The organism is Rathayibacter sp. Leaf299, from assembly GCF_001423055.1.
Classification (GTDB): domain Bacteria; phylum Actinomycetota; class Actinomycetes; order Actinomycetales; family Microbacteriaceae; genus Rathayibacter; species Rathayibacter caricis.
Genome location: NZ_LMNT01000007.1, coordinates 47,039 through 64,555 on the forward strand (window position 1 = coordinate 47,039; position 17,517 = coordinate 64,555).

Sequence of the window (17,517 nt, forward strand, 5' to 3'; positions counted from 1 at the left end):
CACTCGACGGCCCGGACCCCGCACGAGGGGTGCCGGGCCGTCGGGCAAGATGGGGGGATGTCTGCAGGAACCTTCACCGTCGCGGAGTCCGTCGAGCTCGCTGTCGTCGAGCGCTCGGGATTCGTCGAATCCCGCCACGCGGGCTCGGCCGTCCTCCTCGACAGCGACGGCCGGGTCGCCCGGACCCTCGGGAACCCGGCGGCGCCGATCCTCCCCCGCTCCTGCCTCAAGCCCTTCCAGGCCCTCGCCGTCATGACCGCCGGGGTCGAGCTGAACGCCGCGGAGGCCGTAATCGCGACGGCGAGTCACGCCGGCCTGTCGCAGCACGTCGCCCTGGTGCAGAACCTGCTCTTCCGCGCGGGGCTCGACCACACGGCGCTGCAGTGCCCCGCCGACTGGCCGAGCGACTCCGCGAGCCGGGCGCAGCTCCTCCGGGCCGGTGCGGCGAAGGACCCGCTCTACATGAACTGCTCGGGCAAGCACGCGGCAATGCTGCTCGCGTGCGTTCAGAACGGCTGGAGCACGGACGACTACCTCGAGCGCACCCACCCGCTGCAGCAGCACATCGTCGACACGATCGAGCGGCTGACCGGCGAGCGGATCGCGGGGACGGCGATCGACGGCTGCGGCGCACCCGTGCACGCGCTGCCGCTGACCGCACTCGCGAAGGGGATCTCGCGGATCGTCTCCTCCTCTCCGTCGTCGCCGTTCGGCCTCTACCGGCAGGCGGGGGTGCTGACGAACGCGATCCTCGAGAACGCCTGGGCGCTCGACGGACCGGGGCGCGACAACACCGTGGTGATCGAGCGGCTCGGACTCGTCGCCAAGCTGGGCGCCGAGGGCGTGCTGATCATGGCCTCGCCGGACGGCACGACCGTGGCGCTGAAGATCCTGGACGGCAGCCTGCGCGCGGCGACGGTCGTCGCGCTGAAGCTCCTCGTCGAGGCGGGCACGGTCGAGCGTGCAGCGGCGAACGAGGTGCTCGTCCGCCTGAACCCGGTCGTCACGGGCGGCGGACGTCCGGTCGGCGCGATCCGCGCCTCCTACGTCTGAGCCGCCCGTCCTCGCCGCTTCTCACTGCTCCTTCGCGAGCCGCTTGGCGCGCGCCGCCGACGACACCTGGGTGACGACGACGATCACGATGGCCAGCAGGAACACCGCCGAGGCGATGACGTTCGCCTCCGCCGGGATCCCGCGGGCCGCGGCGATGTAGATGTACTTCGGGAACGTCGTGACCGAGCCGGAGTTGAAGTTCGTGATGATGAAGTCGTCGAAGCTGAGCGCGAAGGACAGCAGCGCCGCGGCGAGGATCCCGGGGAGCAGCAGCGGGAACGTGATCCGCCAGAACACCTGCCCGGGCGAGGCGTAGAGATCGCGGCCCGCCTCCTCGAGCTTGGGGTCGAGGCTCGCGACGCGGGCCTTCACCGTCACCACCACGAAGCTGATGCAGAACATCGTGTGCGCCAGGATGATCGTGACGAGGCCCTTCTCCGCTCCCACGGTGAGGAACTGGGCGGCGAGTCCCGCACCGAGGACGACCTCCGGGGTCGCCATCGGCAGGAACAGGAGCAGGCTGATCGCGGACCGGTACCGGAACCGGAAGCGCACGAGCGCGATGGCGATCATCGTGCCCAGCGCCGTCGCGAGCACGGTCGCAACCGCCCCCACGAGCAGGCTGTTGCCGAAGGCGGTCATCACCTCCTCGCTCGTCCACGCCGAGATCCACTTGTCGAAGGTGAACCCGCGCCAGGCGATGTTGCTCTTCACGGAGTCGTTGAACGAGAACACGAAGGTGTAGCCGATGGGGATGAGCAGGAAGATCAGCGCGAGGGCGGTGTAGACGCCCAGGCCCAGTCCCGTGAATCGGCGCGGGCCTCGCACGGGCGCCGGCGCCGGGGCCCCGAGGGCTTCCTGCGCGCTGGCGACGGGCCGATCGGCGGTAGCGGTCACAGCAGGTCCTCCGTTCCACTGCGCTTCACGTAGAAGCCGACGATGACGAGGATCACGGCCATCAGCACGATCGAGAGCGCCGCCGCAGCGGGGTAGTTCTCGAGCGTGAGGAAGTTGGCCTCGATCGCGTTGCCCACCATGGACGTCTGCGAGGATCCGAGGAAGTCGCGGCTGGCGTTGATGTAGTCGCCGGCCGCCGGGATGAAGGTCAGCAGGGTGCCCGAGACGATGCCCGGCATCGAGAGCGGCACGGTGACCTTCCAGAACACGGAGGCGGGATGGGCGTAGAGGTCGGAGCCCGCCTCGAGGAACCGAACGTCGAGCCGCTCGAGCGAGGTGTAGAGCGGCAGCGTCATGAACGGGATGAAGTTGTAGGTGATGCCGAAGATCACCGCGATCGGCGTCCCGGTCAGGTGGCCGTCGGCCGGGAGGATCGCGACGGCCTTGAGCCCCTGCACGAGCGGGCTCTCGTCCGCCAGGATCTGCTTCCACGCAAGGGTCCGCAGCAGGAAGCTGATGAAGAACGGGGCGATGACGAGGGTCAGCAGCAGGTTCTGCAGCAGCGGCCACGGCCGCGCCTTGACGCCGATGAAGTACGCGAGCGGGTAGCTGATGACGAGGGCGAGGACCGTCGCGATCAGGGCGTACCCGAAGGACCGCAGCGCGTGGGGCCAGTAGTCGGCCATCACCACGAGGTAGTTCTGCCACGCGAACCCGGGGGCGTACTCGCCGATGTCGCCGTCCGGGATCTCGGCCTGGAACGATGTGAGCACCAGGGAGATCAGCGGCGCGAGGAAGAACAGCAGCATGTACGCGATGCCCGGCAGCAGCAGGACCAGCGCGAGGGTCGAGCGCTTGCGGACCGGCGCGTCCAGCGGATTCGCGGGTCCGGACGCGAACGCGGCGAAGGCCATCCCTACGCTCCCGCTCGCCCGGCGAGCAGGCCGCGCTTCTGCAGCGCGATCGCGCGGGTCGAGTCGTCGGCGTCGAAGCGCGGCACGGAGCCGGGCTCGTCGGCGAGGCCGAAGCCGTGCTCGGTGCTCCAGCTCACCCAGACCTGCGCTCCCTCCCCTACGACCGGGCCGAACACCATGTTCTGCGCGAACACGACGACGGGACCGAGGCCGGGGATCTGGAGGGTGTACTGGGTGCTGACGCCGCTGAAGGACACGTCGACGACGACACCGGGCCCGAGCACGTTCCGGTCGGGGAGGTCCCCCGGCGCCTCGGTGAGCAGCAGCAGCTTCTCAGGACGGATGCCGATCGTGACCTCGCCGCTCGTGCGCGCGGACCGGGCCGCCGGGACGGTGATGCGGTGACCGCCCGCCTCGACCGTGAGAGCGCGGTCGGTCGAGCCCACGACCTCGCCGGTGAACAGGTTGGACTGGCCGAGGAAGTTCGCGACGAACGCCGTGCGCGGCAGCTCGTAGAGCTCCTCCGGAGCGCCCATCTGCTCGATGCGGCCCTTGTTCATCACCGCGACGGTGTCGGCCATGGTCATGGCCTCCTCCTGGTCGTGCGTGACGTGGAGGAAGGTCAGGCCGACCTCCTCCTGGATCGACTTGAGCTCGAGCTGCATCTGCCGCCGGAGCTTGAGATCGAGGGCTCCGAGCGGTTCGTCGAGCAGGAGGAGTGCCGGACGGTTGACGATGGCCCGGGCGAGGGCGACCCGCTGCTGCTGCCCGCCCGAGAGGGAGGCCGGGCGGCGCTGCGCGAGATGGTCGAGCTCGACCAGTCGCAGCGCCTCGTGCGCCTTGCCGACGGGGTCGTCGATCTTCCGGCGCTTGAGCCCGAAGGCGACGTTCTCGAGGATCGACATGTGCGGGAACAGCGCGTACGACTGGAACACGGTGTTGACCGGGCGCTGGTAGGTCTTCGTCGCCGTGACGTCCTCCCCGCCGATGAGGATCCGGCCGGCGGAGGGCTCCTCGAGCCCCGCGACGAGTCGGAGCGTCGTGGTCTTCCCGCAGCCCGAGGGGCCGAGCAGCGCGAAGAACGAGCCGGCGGGGATGGTGAGATCGAGCGAGTCGATGGCGGTGAATCCGGGGTACTGCTTGCTGATCCCGACCAGCTGGAGGTCGGCGCCGCTCTCGGCGAAGGTTCCCGTCGCCATCAGATGCCCAGCAGCACTTTCTGGAACTCCGCCTGGTAGTCCTTCTCCTCCGACGCCGTGAGCGTCCGGAACACGTGCGCCTGCGACAGCGTCTGCTCGTCGGGGAAGATCAGCTGGTTCTCGGCCAGCTCCGGGTCGATGCTCTCCATGGCGTCCTTCGCTCCGTCGACGGGGGTGATGTAGTTGACCCAGGCGGCCACCTCGGCGGCGACCTCCGGCTCGTAGTAGTAGTTCATGAGGGCTTCCGCGTTGGCCTTCCGCTTCGAGCCCATCGGCACGACGAACGTGTCGTTCCAGAGCGTGCCGCCGGAGTCGGGGAGAGCGAACTCCCACTTGTCGCCCGCCTCCGCGTTGATGAGCGTGATGTCGCCCGACCAGCAGATCGCCGCCAGGGTGTCCTCGTTCTGCAGGTCGTTGAGGTAGGCGTTGCCCTTGATGTTGCGGATCTGGCCGTCGTCGACCTGCTTGCGGAAGACGTCGATCGCGTTCATGAACTCGTCGTCGCCCCAGGTCCCGGCGATGTCCGTGCCCTGGGCCTGCATGATGAGTCCGATCGTGTCCCGCATCTCGCTCAGCACGCCGACGCGTCCGCGCAGCTCCGGATCCCACAGGTCGTCGACGCTGCGCAGTCCGTCCGGCAGCTTCTCCTTGTTCCAGCAGATCCCCGCGAACCCCGCCTGCCACGGCAGCGAGAGCCGACGGCCCGGATCGAAGTCGGGGTTGGCGAGCGAGGCGCTCAGATTGGCGATGTTCGGGATGTTGGCGTGGTCGAGCTCCTGGACGAAGCCGCGCCGGACGAGCCGCGAGACCATCCACTCGGTCAGGCACACCGTGTCGGCACCGATGTACTGGCCGAGGGCCAGCTGGTCCTTGACCTTGCCGTAGTAGGAGTTGTTGTCATCGACCGCCACGTTGTAGGTGACCGAGATCCCGGACTGCTCCTCGAAGGCCAGCAGCGTCGGGTAGGCGCCGTCGTCGTCCTCGTCGAGGTAGGCGGGCCAGTTGTCCCAGACCAGTCTCGGGTCGGCGGCCGATCCGTCGGCGGCCGCGGTGGGAGCCGGTCGGCTGACCGGCGCGCAGGCGGCGAGAGCGAGCGCGCCCGCTCCGAGCCCCAGTCCGCCGAGGACGGCACGCCGTGACAGCATCGCGCGCCGCTCGCGCTCCCGGGAGCGGGCGACGGCGATCGCCTCGCGGAGGACGGGATCCCTCGGGAGGGGACGGGTCATGGCTGCGGCTCCTGACTTCGTCGGTGCGCGTGCTCACCGGCGTGAACGTGGGGAAATACTGGCACAGCACCGATCGGCCTGTCGACGCGCGACGGACGGAATCGGGCATTCGGAAACATGATCGTCACGAATTCCGCGCTCATACGTCCTTCAGACCACGGATTCCCGAAGTCGCCGCCTCGTTCCTCGAGCTGTCGGGCCACCGCGACCGCCGTAACCGTCCGCCCTCCTCGAGCACGAGGCTGCCGGGCGTGCAGAGCGGAGCGACCGGCAGCGGGCCGAGGACGATCCGCGCCTCGAGCGGCGGCACGTCCAGCACGACGGCCCCGTCCCTGCGGATCCCGGCGAGCAGTCCTCGGGCGGTCGCCCACTCGGCGACCGTCCCGAGGATGACCGAGGAGCGCTCCCCGCCGTCCGCGGCGAGCGCCTCCTCGACGGAGAGCACGGGAGCCGTACCGTCCAGCATCGTGCGGAGCGCTCTCGCCGAGTTCGTGAGGATCGCCACCCGGGCGGCACCGACCGGTAGCGGAGGAGGGAGGCGCCGCTCACGCGCGAGAGTCGGCCGGCTGCACTCGAAGACCTGCAGCCGGTCCCCGTGCCACCATCCCCCGCCCGGAGGGAGCTCGGAGCGGAACGGCTCACCGTCGACGGCGAGCAGCTGATGGTCCTGTCTGCTCGCAGCCCTCAGCAGCAGCACGTCGTCGACTCCGTCGCGGAGCGCGGCGATCCCGTCGGTGGTCCGTCTCGCGGAGACGACGATCCGCCGCCGCCCCGCCCGCACGGCGGTCTGCAGCGAATCGAGCAGACGGCGCCGCTCCTCGTCCGAGCATCGACGCAGCAGCAGGTCCAGGTCGTCGAGCAGCAGGGGCGCCTCTCCCCCTCGATCGGACACCACCTCGTCCCAGATCTCCTCGGCGTCCTCGGCACCGAGCACCGGAGGAGCGCCGAGCTGCTCGGCGAGCATCCGCAGAGTGCTCGTGCGGCCCGTTCCGGCCGCGCCGAGCACGAGAAGGAAGGGGCGAGTCAGGACGACCGCCTCCTGGGTCTGCTCGGTCGGCCGGTCGACGACACCCAGCAGCAGACCGGCGCGGTCGTCGGGCGGGACGCCGAGATGCGAGGGAAGAGGATCGAGCCACGGCCGGTGGACCGGCACGTCGGCGTCGCCGGCCGCGATAGCGAGTGGGACGTCTCCCGGCCCCGCGAGCGCGGTCTGCACGAGCGTCCGTCGTCCACCGGCGGACACGACGCAGCGCCCCGGAGAGGCGTGCGGGATCCTCGCGGCCGCATCCGTGCCGAGCAGCGCCCGCGAGTCGGCGGCGTCGTGCACGCGCAGCGCGATCCGGAGCCCGCAGTTCGCCGCCACGGCGTCGCGCACGACCCCGATAGGACGCTGCGTGCACAGCACGAGGTGGACACCGAGCGATCGGCCCCGCGCCGCGATGTCCGCGAAGGCGCGGTGCAGGTCCGGTGACCGCTCGAGGACGACCGCGCACTCGTCGACCACCACGACCAGGCGGGCCAGCGCACCCCGCGGCAGACGTGCGATGTCCGGCACACCGTGACGGGCCAGGACCACCTCCCGCCTCCGCAGCTCCGCCGCGACGCTCGCGAAGGCGCGGTCGGCACCGTGCGGATCGAGGTCGGTGATGACTCCGGTGACGTGCGGCACGCCCGCGAGCGGAGCGAATCCCGCGCCGCCCTTGAAGTCGGCCAGCAGGAACGTCACGGCCGCCGGGTCGTACCGGGCGGCGAGCGCCAGCACCCAGGCCACGAGCAGCTCGCTCTTCCCGCTGCCGGTCGTCCCTCCGACGATCGCGTGGGGTCCGTCGGCGACGAGATCGACCTCGACCGGACCGTCCGCGCCGATGCCGAGGACGACGGGCAGACCGGGTCCGCCGCCGACGCGGCGGAGTGCCCCTAGTTCGACCAGGCTCACGGTGTCCGGAACAGTGCGTGCGCTCACGGCGGAGCTCGCGCCGGCGAGAGCGTCGGAGTAGCGGCGCGCCTCCTGCATCGAGACGTAGCCGACCGACAGGTCCTCCGTCCGACCGACGGCCTCTCTTCCGATGACCCGATCACCGCCCGGCCCGCCGAGCTCGACGACGCACCGGCACGCAGGCGGCAGGTCCGAGGAACGGCTCGCCAGGACGACGAGCCGCTCGCTCTCGCTTCCCACGGCGCCGTCGTCGACCTCGACCACGCGCCACACCGCGCCCGAAGCATCGCCACGCGCGTGGGGTGCGCTGCGCAGGCAGTCCCACTCCGGACCCGGAGGGAGGACGACGGCGAGCTCCTCCGGTGGGACGAGCTCCAGTGCCTGGATCAGGAGCCCCCGCGCGAAGGCGCGGGTCAGCACCGGAGGACCCGCCACTCCGATCCCCACGGTCGCCGGCGTGCGCAGCGGCACCTCCGCCATCGGCGCACCGGTCCCGGACGAGAGCACGCCCCTCCCCAGCACCACGGCGAATCCCTCCGCGCGTCGCCGCCACTTGGTGTCGGCGGGAAGCCCTCCTCGGAGGATCTCCCGCGCGTCCGGTGCCTCCGCCCGCAGCTCGGCGAGCCGGTTCCTCTCCCACTGCGCGAGCGCCTCCTCGTAGGCGGCGGACTCCCGCGCGTAGCGCTCGTCCTCGGCGCGCTCGGTTCTGCGTCGCACGCGCTTCGCGTCGAGGGAGGAGGCGATGACGACGACCGGCCCCAGCGCGGCGAACGCCAGCACCGTCGGCGACCGCGTCACCGCGAACAGGACCGCCGCCTACACGACCGGGGCGAGAGCAGCGATCCACGGGAACGGCGGACGCGGCGCGGGAGCGGGCGGTCGGGGCGCGGAGAGCTCGGGGAGGTGGTTCATCCCCCCATCAGAACGGAGGACGCACGCCCGTGGAGCGTCAGCGGAGGATCGGCGGTCGCCCGGAGCCTGTGGAGGAGCCGTCCACCCGCTCGACCGCCATCTCGACGGAGGAGAGCAGCAGTCGGCTGCCGATCTTGGCGCGGTAGCGGCGCCCCGCCTCCAACGGCAGCGGTGCCTGGGCGGGAGCGACGAGGACCGTGCCGTTCGCCGACCAGCGGTCCCTCACCCAGAGCCCGACCTCGTCGAAGCCGAACTCGAGGTGGGTCTTCGACAGCGACCTCGTCTCATCGGGGATCGCGAGGATGTGACGGACGGTCTCACCCGGATCCGGCAGCGGCTGCCGGCCGACGAGACCCGTGCCGGTGACGATGGCGTGGTGCCCGGTGGCGAAGCTCAGCCGGACGAGCCCCTGCGCCGGCGGTGCGAGAGGTGCTCCCGGGGCCGGCCGTCGGTGCCGCCCGGGCGCCAGGCCCGGCAGCCACGCGCGCCGTGACGGATCGAGGACCGTCGTGTCCCCGGACGCGGTCGGACCGGACGTCCCGCGGGTCGCGTGCGTCGCCACCGGGGAACCGCACTCACCGCAGAGGATCGCCCCCGGGGCGAGGGTGGAGCCACACGTGCTGCAGATCACCGAGAACGCCCTTTCCTCCCTCCATGCTATCCGGCGACGGCGCGGCACCGGCCGGGTGGCCGCGATCAGCCGGGGTCGCCCACCACGTCGAGCACGTCGACGACGATCGCCGTCACGTTGTCGCGCCCGCCGTTCTCCAGGGCCGCATCCACGAGCGCGTCGACGGCGTCCTGGGCACTCGTGGTCGAGGACAGCAGGTGCTCGAGCCCCGCGTCCGTCAGCTCCTTGGTCAACCCGTCCGAGCACAGCAGGAGGCGTGACGGAGCGATCACCGGGACGAGCCGGTAGTCGGGGACAGGCGCCTCGTGGAAGCCGACCGCCCGGGTGATGACGTTGCTGTGGGGGTGCACGTCCGCTTCGTCCCGGGAGATCAGCCCCGCGTCCACCAGCTCCTGCACCACGGAGTGGTCCACCGTCAGCTGCACGAGCGATCCCTGCACCCACAGGTAGACCCGGGAATCGCCGATGTTGAAGATCGACCAGTACGGCTCTCCCCCGACGGCGGTGAGCGCGGCTCCGGTGACCGTGGTGCCGGTTCCACGGTCGGCCGCTTCGGAGTGGCGCGCGATGTCGCTGACCGCGTCGCGGAGAGCACGATCGATCTCCTCGGCTCCCACGGTCGTCCCCGTCGCGGCGACCGACAGCCGCGAGACGACGGCCTCACTGGCGATCTCCCCGGCCGCGTGCCCGCCCATCCCGTCGGCCACGGCGAAGAGCGGTGTCTTCGCGAGGTAGCTGTCCTGGTTCGCGCTGCGGACCCGACCGGTGTCCGTGCGGGCCGCCCACCCCAGGGTCACCTCGGCCGCCGGGGTGTCCGAGCTCCAGGCCGAGACGGGCACGGTGACGCTGGCGCGGCTGCGGCCGATCTGCGTCATCGCGACTCCTCGTCTGAGCTCCCCCGCAGCCGTCCGGGCGCGGGGAACCCTCCGATGCTACTTGCTGCCCGTGCTCCACCCCGTTCGCACGCGCTCCGCTCCGTTCCGACGTGCGGCGTCGACTGTCACGGACGGCGGGAGCGCGCCGGATCGACGGGGGAATCCGTGATTCCACACCCCCGCTGCGTGCGGAATCACTTGCTGCGAGTGTTCCGCACTGCCAGGATCGTCGCATGAGTCCCAACCGCCCTCCTGCGCAGCGCCCGGTCCAGCTCGACGACGTGTCGAAGGCGATCATCGAACAGCTGCAGGCCGACGGGCGGCGCTCCTACGCCGAGATCGGCAAGGCGGTCGGCCTGAGCGAGGCGGCCGTGCGCCAGCGGGTCCAGAAGCTCACAGAATCCGGCGTCATGCAGATCGTCGCCGTGACGGACCCGATGCAGTTGGGCTTCTACCGTCAGGCGATGATCGGGGTGCGCGTCACGGGCGACACCCGCGAGGTCGCGGATCGCCTCGCCGCCATCCCCGCCGTGGACTACGTGGTCCTGACGGCGGGCACGTTCGACATCCTCGCCGAGGTCGTCTGCGAGAACGACGACGACCTCATCGCACTGCTCAATCAGGAGATCCGCTCGCTGCCGGGCGTCCTCTCGACCGAGACCTTCGTCTATCTCAAACTCCACAAGCAGTTCTACAACTGGGGAACGCGGTAAGCCATGACTGACACAGCCTTCTCGACCGACGCGGTCGACGCCGGAGAGACGTTCCGAGCCGACGACGCACCCGCCCCGATCGACGACGCCGACCTCCAGAAGAAAGCGAAGGACCATCTCTGGATGCACTTCACCCGGCAGTCCGTCATGGACTCCGGCGCAGGGGTGCCGATCATCACGCGCGGCGAGGGTCACCACATCTGGGACAGCACGGGCCGGAAGTACATCGACGGCCTCTCCGGCCTGTTCGTCGTGAACGCCGGCCACGGTCGCCGTCGACTCGCCGAGGCCGCGGCCAAGCAGGCGTCGGAGCTGTCCTTCTTCCCGCTCTGGTCGTACGCCACGCCGAGCGCGATCGAGCTCGCCGACCGTCTCGCCGACCACGCTCCGGGCGATCTCAACAGGGTCTTCTTCTCCACCGGTGGGGGCGAGGCGGTCGAGACCGCCTTCAAGCTCGCCAAGCACTTCTGGAAGCTCCAGGGGAAGCCGGGGAAGCACAAGGTCATCTCTCGGTCCGTGGCCTATCACGGAACTCCGCAGGGAGCGCTCGCCATCACCGGCATCCCGGCGATGAAGTCGATGTTCGAGCCGCTGGTCCCGGGAGGCTTCCGGGTGCCGAACACGAACTTCTACCGCGCTCCCCAGCACGGCGACGACCTCGAGGCCTTCGGCGTCTGGGCCGCCGATCGGATCGAGGAGATGATCGAGTTCGAGGGGCCGGATACCGTGGCCGCCGTGTTCCTGGAGCCGGTCCAGAACTCCGGAGGATGCTTCCCGCCCCCGCCCGGCTACTTCCAGCGCGTCCGCGAGATCTGCGACCGCCACGACGTCCTCCTCGTCTCGGACGAGGTCATCTGCGCCTTCGGCCGCATCGGCCACATGTTCGCCTGCGACGAGTACGGCTACGTCCCCGACATGATCACCTGCGCGAAGGGCATGACGAGCGGGTACTCCCCCATCGGCGCGACGATCGTCAGCGACCGCGTGTACGAGCCCTTCCGCCATGGCCAGGTCTCCTTCCCCCACGGCTACACCTTCGGCGGCCACCCGGTCTCGGCCGCCGTCGCCCTCGAGAACCTCGACATCTTCGAGGAGGAGAAGCTGAACGAGCGCGTCCGCGAGAACTCGCCGGTCTTCCGCTCGACCCTCGAGAAGCTGCTCGATCTCCCGATCGTCGGAGACGTGCGCGGAGCCGGGTACTTCTTCGGCATCGAACTCGTGAAGGACAAGGCGACGAAGGAGACCTTCGACGACGACGAGTCGGAGCGCCTGCTGAGGGGGTTCCTGTCGAAGGCGCTGTTCGACGCGGGTCTCTACTGCCGAGCGGATGATCGCGGCGATCCGGTCGTCCAGCTCGCTCCGCCGCTGACGACGGGTCCGAGGGAGTTCGACGAGATCGAGCAGATCCTGCGAGGCGTTCTGACGGAGGCCTGGGCCCGTCTCTGAGGGCACGCGTGCGTCGCCGACTCAGGCGGCGCGCTCGTGCGCGAACCGCCAGGGCGGGCGCTCGCCGCACTCGAGTGCGGCGAGGAGACGGCGTCCTCCCTCCTCGTGCGGGTCCGTGCGGCCCGCTTCCTGGGCGACACGGAGTGCCGCGGCGGAGTCGCCGGACGACCAGTGCAGCGCTGCGAGAAGCACGAGGACGCGAGCCCGCTCGGTCCGGGGAGCGAGATCCGCCACGCGCGCGATCGCCTCGACCACGTGATCCGGGTGCGCCTGCGCCCGTGGTGCCAGGAGGATCGTCAGGGCGTGCTCGACCCAGGCCGGACGCTGCGCGCTCACGATCAGTGCAGCGGTGAGCTCCGGTCCGGGTGGGATCTCCCGACCGTCCGCCGTTCGCCGGAGCAGCTGTTCCACCCTCGCACGGTCCCCTCCTGGCAGCTCGGCCCGCGGATGCCGATCGAGCAGCAGGTCGACCTGCTCCGCCACCGCCTTCCGCGCTGACCGGAGTCCTCCGGCCGGGTCGACGATCGGTGCAGGCTCGGGCTCGGCACCGATCGCCTCGAACGAGGTGAGCGACGTCTCACGGGCGCGAGCCCGCAGTGCCGAGGCGACCGCGCCGGATCTCGCCGGATCGTCCGCGTACAGCACCGCGACGACGGAGTCGGCGCGACCGAAGCGACCCAGCGCACCGAGGAAGGCCCGGGCCGAGAGCACCGGGTCTCCTCCGGGCAGGTCGAATCGGAGCGCACCGGTCGGCGCACCGTCACGCACCGGGACGAGCACGACGCTCTCGCGCGGCTGGAAGCCGACGAGCTGCGGGATGCGGGACAGGAGCGCTCCGTGGTGGAGGGGCGGGGACGTGTCGAGAGGAGTCATGGGAGCACAGTGGCGCTCCGGTGCGACCCTCCGGCGGCTCTCCTCCCGCAGTGGAGGAGAGCCGCGTCCGGCCCGCCGCTGTGGAGGACCGAACGGCTGCCTCCTCCCCAGACGCGGCCTCGTCGATCGCTCCACCGATGTCCGTTTCCCGCCGGTCGGTCACGCGGCCGGCGGATACCCTCGGGGCATGAGAACGACTCCCCTCCACCTGCGCCGCACGGCGAGCCCGCTCGGCCGGATCGAGATCGGCAGCGACGGCCGCGCGATCGTGTCGCTCGCGATCGCGCGGGCCGACGTGCTCCCCCACGACCACCTCGAGGAGAGCACCGATCCGGTGCTCGATGCGGCCGTCGACCAGCTCGACGAGTACTTCGCCGGAGCGCGCCGCTCCTTCGACCTGCCGGTGAGCCTCACCGGCACCGCCTTCCAGCTCGAGATCTGGACGGCGCTGCAGTCCCTCCGCTGGGGCGAGATCACCTCCTACGGTGCACTCGGCCTGGCGACGGGACGACTCCACTCCGGGCGCCCGATCGGCGGCGCCGTCGGCCGCAACCCCGTTCCGATCATCGTCGGATGCCACCGTGTCCTCGCAGGGGACGGCCGGATCACCGGGTACAGCGGTGGTGAGGGGATCGCGACGAAGAAGTGGCTCCTCGACCACGAGGGGATCGCGCACCGATGACGGACGACGAGGGGATCCTCGTCGACGAGGACGGCACGGCCCGCTGCGCGTGGGCAGGCCGGGATCCGGAGTACCGCCGGTACCACGACGAGGAATGGGGCGTTCCCCTGCACGGCGACCGGCCTCTCCTCGAGAAGATCTGCCTGGAAGGTTTCCAGTCCGGCCTCTCCTGGATCACGATCCTCCGGAAGCGTCCTCGATTCCGAGAGGTCTTCCACGACTTCGACCTGGAGTCGGTGGCGGGGTTCGGTGAGGACGACGTCGAGCGCCTCATGGCCGATCCGGGGATCATCCGCAATCGCCCGAAGATCACGGCGACGATCGAGAACGCCCGGGCCACGCTCGCCTTGCGTGACAGCGAGGGAGACGGCGCGCTCGACCGCCTGGTCTGGTCGTTCCGCGACGACCGGTCGGGAGGCAGGCCCGCGACCCGCGAGCAGGTGCCGACCAGGACGGCCTCGTCACTCGCCCTGTCCCGCGCCCTCCGCTCGGCCGGCTTCCGCTTCGTCGGCCCCACCACGATGTACGCCCTGCAGCAGTCCGCCGGCATCGTCGACGACCATCTCCCAGGATGCTTCCGAGCCGCCGACTGAGCGTCACGCCTCGGGAACGACCAGGTCGAGCTCCCCTGACTGCGCGTTGACCCCGAGCTCGAAGCCCCGGCCCGCGGACCACTCCACGAGTTCCTCGATCGAGTCGGTCGCGAAGTCGTCCTCCGCCAGTGCTCGGACGAAGAGCCCCTTGCTCTGCTTGTTGAAGTGGTTCAGATTGCGGAGCGACCCGTCGGCGCCCCGGGACCGCACGCGCACGAAACGCTGCGACTCCCCCGAGAGCGGTCCGAGCGCCGCATAGGCCTCGCTGCGCAGATCGAGCACGAGACCACTCAGCGGCGCCAGAGCGCGACCCGCTTCCGCCGCCCACCAGCGCTTCAACGGCATACCCGGGACTCGTGAGTCGTGCGAGAGCCGGTACGCCGGAATCGGGTCGGATGCCCGTACCGGCCCCCAGAGGGCGGACTGGATCAGGACGGTTCGGCCGAGGAAAGCCCGCCCCGCCGCCCCCAGACCCACCGCGTCCAGCGAGTCGTAGAGGACCCCGTCGAAGCGGTCGACCGCAGGCATCGCGGGTGCCGTCGTCAGCGCCGCATTGCGATCGATCTCGGAGAGCTGCCGCGGCCCGAGCTTCAGAGCACGCGCCGACGCCTCGCGATCGTGCGCGAGCCGCACCAGCGCGTCCCGCAGCTCTCGTCGGCGCCCCGCGAGTTCCGGGAACGCCAGGTCCTCGAGTACGAAGACGGAGGATCCGCCCGAGCGCTTCGTCTCGGACGGCGGCAGCAGGACGTGCACGGATCTCCTCGCAGGTTCTCGCGCCGCGGACGGCGCACGACGGAGGGGCCGGGCGATCGTGATGATCGCCCGGCCCCTCCGGTGCCGCGGAGTGCGGCGGGTGTCTCAGACGAGCGCCGCCTCGCGGGCGACGACCGTGACGACGTCGTTCTCGACGGACAGGAATCCGTCGTCGGCCTGCGCGGTGATGCGCGTGCCGTCGGCCGCGGTGACGCGCACCTCGCCGGTGGCGAGGATCGCGAGCAGCGGCTCGTGGCCGGCGAGAATACCGATCTCACCCTCGACGGTGCGGGCCGTGAGCTGCTTCGCCTCTCCCGACCACACCTCCGCGTTGGCGGAGACGACGCTGACCTTCAGGGTCCCGGCCATGGTCAGCCGTTCTCCTTCTGGATCTGGACCCACTTCTCCTCGACGTCCGAGATCGAACCGACGTTGAAGAACGCCTGCTCGGCCACGTGGTCAAACTCGCCCTTGGTGATCGCGTCGAACGACTCGATCGTGTCCTTGAGCGGCACGGTCGATCCCTCGACACCGGTGAACTTCTTCGCCATGTAGGTGTTCTGCGAGAGGAACTGCTGGATGCGGCGCGCACGCGACACCGTGATCTTGTCCTCTTCGGAGAGCTCGTCGACACCGAGGATCGCGATGATCTCCTGCAGCTCCTTGTTCTTCTGCAGGATCTGCTTCACGTTCGTCGCCACGCGGTAGTGGTCGGCGCCCAGGTAGCGGGGGTCGAGGATCCGCGAGGTCGAGGTGAGCGGGTCGACAGCCGGGTACAGGCCCTTCGACGCGATCTCACGCGAGAGCTCGGTGGTGGCGTCGAGGTGCGCGAAGGTGGTCGCCGGCGCCGGGTCGGTGTAGTCGTCCGCGGGGACGTAGATCGCCTGCAGCGAGGTGATCGAGTGACCGCGGGTCGACGTGATGCGCTCCTGGAGCACACCCATCTCGTCGGCGAGGTTCGGCTGGTATCCCACCGCGGAGGGCATGCGGCCCAGGAGGGTCGACACCTCCGAGCCGGCCTGTGTGAAGCGGAAGATGTTGTCGATGAAAAGCAGCACGTCCTGCTTCTGCACGTCGCGGAAGTACTCCGCCATCGTGAGCGCCGACAGGGCGACACGGAGGCGGGTTCCCGGCGGCTCGTCCATCTGGCCGAAGACGAGGGCGGTCTTGTCGAAGACGCCCGCCTCCTCCATCTCGGCGATGAGGTCGTTGCCCTCACGGGTGCGCTCGCCGACACCGGCGAACACGGACACTCCACCGTGGTCCTGCGCGACGCGCTGGATCATCTCCTGGATGAGGACGGTCTTGCCGACGCCCGCTCCACCGAACAGGCCGATCTTGCCGCCCTGCACATACGGAGTGAGGAGGTCGATGACCTTGATGCCGGTCTCGAACAACTCGGTCTTCGACTCGAGCTGGTCGAACGCCGGCGGCTTGCGGTGGATCGGCCAGCGCTCGGTGATCTCGAACGACTCGCCGTTGATCTTGCCGTCGGCGTCAGCGTTGAGGACCTCGCCGATCACGTTGAAGACCTTGCCCTTGGTCACGTCGCCGACGGGAACCGAGATCGGCAGGCCGGTGTCGTGGACCTCCTGGCCGCGGACGAGTCCGTCGGTCGGGTTGAGCGAGATGGCGCGGACGAGGTCGTCGCCCAGGTGCTGCGCGACCTCGAAGGTCAGCTTGCTCGAGACGCCCTCGACCTCGACGTGCGTGTAGAGCGCGTTGTAGACCTCGGGGATCGCGTCGTGGGGGAACTCGATGTCAACGACGGGGCCGGTGACGCGGGCGATGCGGCCGATGGCCCCGCCCGAAGTCCCGGTCGCCGCCTCAGGTGCGGTCAGTGTCATTGCTTCTTCCTTCTTGGTCTCACCGCACCAGGGGCGCGGAGTCTTCGTGTCTGGGAGGTGAGCCGTCTACTTGGCGGACGACAGGGCGTCGGCGCCGCCGACGATCTCGGCGATCTGCTGCGTGATCTCGGTCTGGCGCGCGTTGTTGGCCAGTCGCGTGTACGTCTTGATCAGCGTGTCGGCGTTGTCGCTCGCCGACTTCATCGCCTTCTGACGCGCCGCGTGCTCCGACGCCGCCGACTGCAGCATCGCGTTGAAGATGCGGCTCTCGACGTAGACCGGGAGGAGGCGGTCGAGAACCGTCTCGGGGTCGGGCTCGAACTCGTACAGCGGGTAGAGCTCGCTGTTCTGGTCCTCCGCGCCCTCGACGACCTCGAGCGGCAGCAGACGGACGACCGTCGGCTGCTGCGTCACCATGCTGACGAAGCGGTTGTACACGAGGTGAATCTCGTCCACGCCGCCCTCCTCGTCATCGAGGTTGTACGACTCGACGACCGCGTCCGCGATCTCCTTCGCCGTCTCGAACACGGGCTGGTCGGTGCCTCCGGTCCAGACGCGCACGCTGGGGCGCTTCCGGAACGAGAAGTACGCGTTGGCCTTGCGGCCGACCAGGTAGAAGACGACCTCCTTGCCTTCGCTGCGCAGCAGCGAGGCCAGCTCCTCCGCCTCCTTGAGCACGCTCGAGGAGAAGGCTCCCGCGAGTCCGCGGTCGGAGGTGAAGATCACGATCGCGGCCGTGTCGAGCTTCTCGCGCTCGGTCGTGAGCGGGTGCTCGACGTTCGAGTAGGTCGCGACGGCCGAAACGGCCCGCGTGATGGCGTTCGAGTACGGAGCCGCGGCGGCGACGCGGTTCTGCGCCTTCTGGATGCGCGAGGCCGAGATCAGCTCCATGGCCCGAGTGATCTTCTTGGTCGTCTGGGCCGAACGGATCTTCGACCGGTAGACCCGAAGTTGCGCTCCCATGTGT

17 protein-coding genes are annotated in these 17,517 nt (G+C 70.1%); 5 read left to right on the forward strand and 12 right to left on the reverse strand.

All coding sequences use genetic code 11. From position 1 onward, the window contains the following. The first annotated feature begins 57 nt into the window (after nt 1-57). Nucleotides 58-1,053 (forward strand): asparaginase, encoded by a 996-nt coding sequence (locus tag ASF48_RS18015; protein ID WP_055794664.1) that lies wholly within the window; start codon nt 58-60, stop codon nt 1,051-1,053. A gap of 21 nt (nt 1,054-1,074) precedes the next feature. Here ASF48_RS18015 and ASF48_RS18020 read toward each other — a convergent pair whose 3' ends face one another. From ASF48_RS18020 to ASF48_RS18050, 7 genes are all read right to left on the reverse strand, one after another. After that, entirely contained in the window at nt 1,075-1,854 is a 780-nt protein-coding gene (locus ASF48_RS18020; protein WP_200919693.1) for an ABC transporter permease, read from the reverse strand. Nucleotides 1,855-1,946: 92 nt separating this feature from the next. After that, nucleotides 1,947-2,864: an ABC transporter permease gene (locus ASF48_RS18025; protein ID WP_055794668.1), complete on the reverse strand. Its 918-nt coding sequence runs from the start codon at nt 2,862-2,864 to the stop codon at nt 1,947-1,949. 2 nt (nt 2,865-2,866) lie between these two features. Next, nucleotides 2,867-4,063, reverse strand: coding sequence for an ABC transporter ATP-binding protein (locus tag ASF48_RS18030; protein WP_055794670.1), 1,197 nt, complete (start codon nt 4,061-4,063; stop codon nt 2,867-2,869). Next, entirely contained in the window at nt 4,063-5,289 is a 1,227-nt protein-coding gene (locus ASF48_RS18035) for an ABC transporter substrate-binding protein (protein WP_055794671.1), read from the reverse strand. The genes ASF48_RS18030 and ASF48_RS18035 overlap by 1 nt, the downstream gene beginning before the upstream one ends. A 139-nt stretch (nt 5,290-5,428) precedes the next feature. Next, nucleotides 5,429-8,023: an FtsK/SpoIIIE domain-containing protein gene (locus ASF48_RS18040; RefSeq protein WP_157603244.1), complete on the reverse strand. Its 2,595-nt coding sequence runs from the start codon at nt 8,021-8,023 to the stop codon at nt 5,429-5,431. Between the two features lie 151 nt (nt 8,024-8,174). Then, nucleotides 8,175-8,699, reverse strand: a complete 525-nt coding sequence (locus ASF48_RS18045) for a hypothetical protein (RefSeq protein WP_055794675.1) — start codon at nt 8,697-8,699, stop codon at nt 8,175-8,177. A 134-nt stretch (nt 8,700-8,833) separates the two neighbouring features. After that, on the reverse strand, nt 8,834-9,643 hold the full coding sequence (locus ASF48_RS18050) for a PP2C family protein-serine/threonine phosphatase (RefSeq protein WP_055794676.1): 810 nt from the start codon (nt 9,641-9,643) through the stop codon (nt 8,834-8,836). 233 nt (nt 9,644-9,876) lie between these two features. Between ASF48_RS18050 and ASF48_RS18055 the strand changes: the two genes are divergently transcribed. Both ASF48_RS18055 and ASF48_RS18060 read left to right on the forward strand, forming a co-directional pair. Then, entirely contained in the window at nt 9,877-10,356 is a 480-nt protein-coding gene (locus ASF48_RS18055) for an Lrp/AsnC family transcriptional regulator (protein WP_055794678.1), read from the forward strand. 123 nt (nt 10,357-10,479) lie between these two features. Continuing rightward, entirely contained in the window at nt 10,480-11,802 is a 1,323-nt protein-coding gene (locus ASF48_RS18060) for an aspartate aminotransferase family protein (RefSeq protein WP_235577283.1), read from the forward strand. 21 nt (nt 11,803-11,823) lie between these two features. Here the strand turns inward: ASF48_RS18060 and ASF48_RS18065 are convergent, their stop codons facing one another. After that, entirely contained in the window at nt 11,824-12,675 is an 852-nt protein-coding gene (locus tag ASF48_RS18065; protein ID WP_055794680.1) for a DUF4192 family protein, read from the reverse strand. A gap of 187 nt (nt 12,676-12,862) precedes the next feature. On the opposite strand from ASF48_RS18065, the gene ASF48_RS18070 reads away from it, so the two are divergent. Then, entirely contained in the window at nt 12,863-13,357 is a 495-nt protein-coding gene (locus tag ASF48_RS18070) for a methylated-DNA--[protein]-cysteine S-methyltransferase (RefSeq protein ID WP_055794684.1), read from the forward strand. After that, nucleotides 13,354-13,950 carry a DNA-3-methyladenine glycosylase I gene (locus tag ASF48_RS18075; RefSeq protein ID WP_055794686.1) on the forward strand — a complete coding sequence of 199 codons (597 nt, stop codon included), beginning with the start codon at nt 13,354-13,356 and terminating at the stop codon, nt 13,948-13,950. Before ASF48_RS18070 ends, ASF48_RS18075 begins: the two co-directional genes overlap by 4 nt. Nucleotides 13,951-13,953: 3 nt before the next feature. Here ASF48_RS18075 and ASF48_RS18080 read toward each other — a convergent pair whose 3' ends face one another. The 4 genes from ASF48_RS18080 to ASF48_RS18095 all read right to left on the reverse strand — a co-directional run bounded on the left by ASF48_RS18080 (nt 13,954) and on the right by ASF48_RS18095 (nt 17,513). Further along, nucleotides 13,954-14,703: a YaaA family protein gene (locus ASF48_RS18080; RefSeq protein ID WP_055794688.1), complete on the reverse strand. Its 750-nt coding sequence runs from the start codon at nt 14,701-14,703 to the stop codon at nt 13,954-13,956. 105 nt (nt 14,704-14,808) lie between these two features. Then, a complete protein-coding gene (locus tag ASF48_RS18085) occupies nt 14,809-15,072 on the reverse strand; it encodes a F0F1 ATP synthase subunit epsilon (RefSeq protein ID WP_055794690.1) in 264 nt (87 codons plus the stop codon). Between the two features lie 2 nt (nt 15,073-15,074). Next, a complete protein-coding gene (gene atpD, locus ASF48_RS18090; RefSeq protein WP_055794692.1) occupies nt 15,075-16,550 on the reverse strand; it encodes a F0F1 ATP synthase subunit beta in 1,476 nt (491 codons plus the stop codon). Nucleotides 16,551-16,616: 66 nt separating this feature from the next. Further along, on the reverse strand, nt 16,617-17,513 hold the full coding sequence (locus ASF48_RS18095; RefSeq protein WP_055794694.1) for a F0F1 ATP synthase subunit gamma: 897 nt from the start codon (nt 17,511-17,513) through the stop codon (nt 16,617-16,619). Between the last annotated feature and the right edge of the window lie 4 nt (nt 17,514-17,517).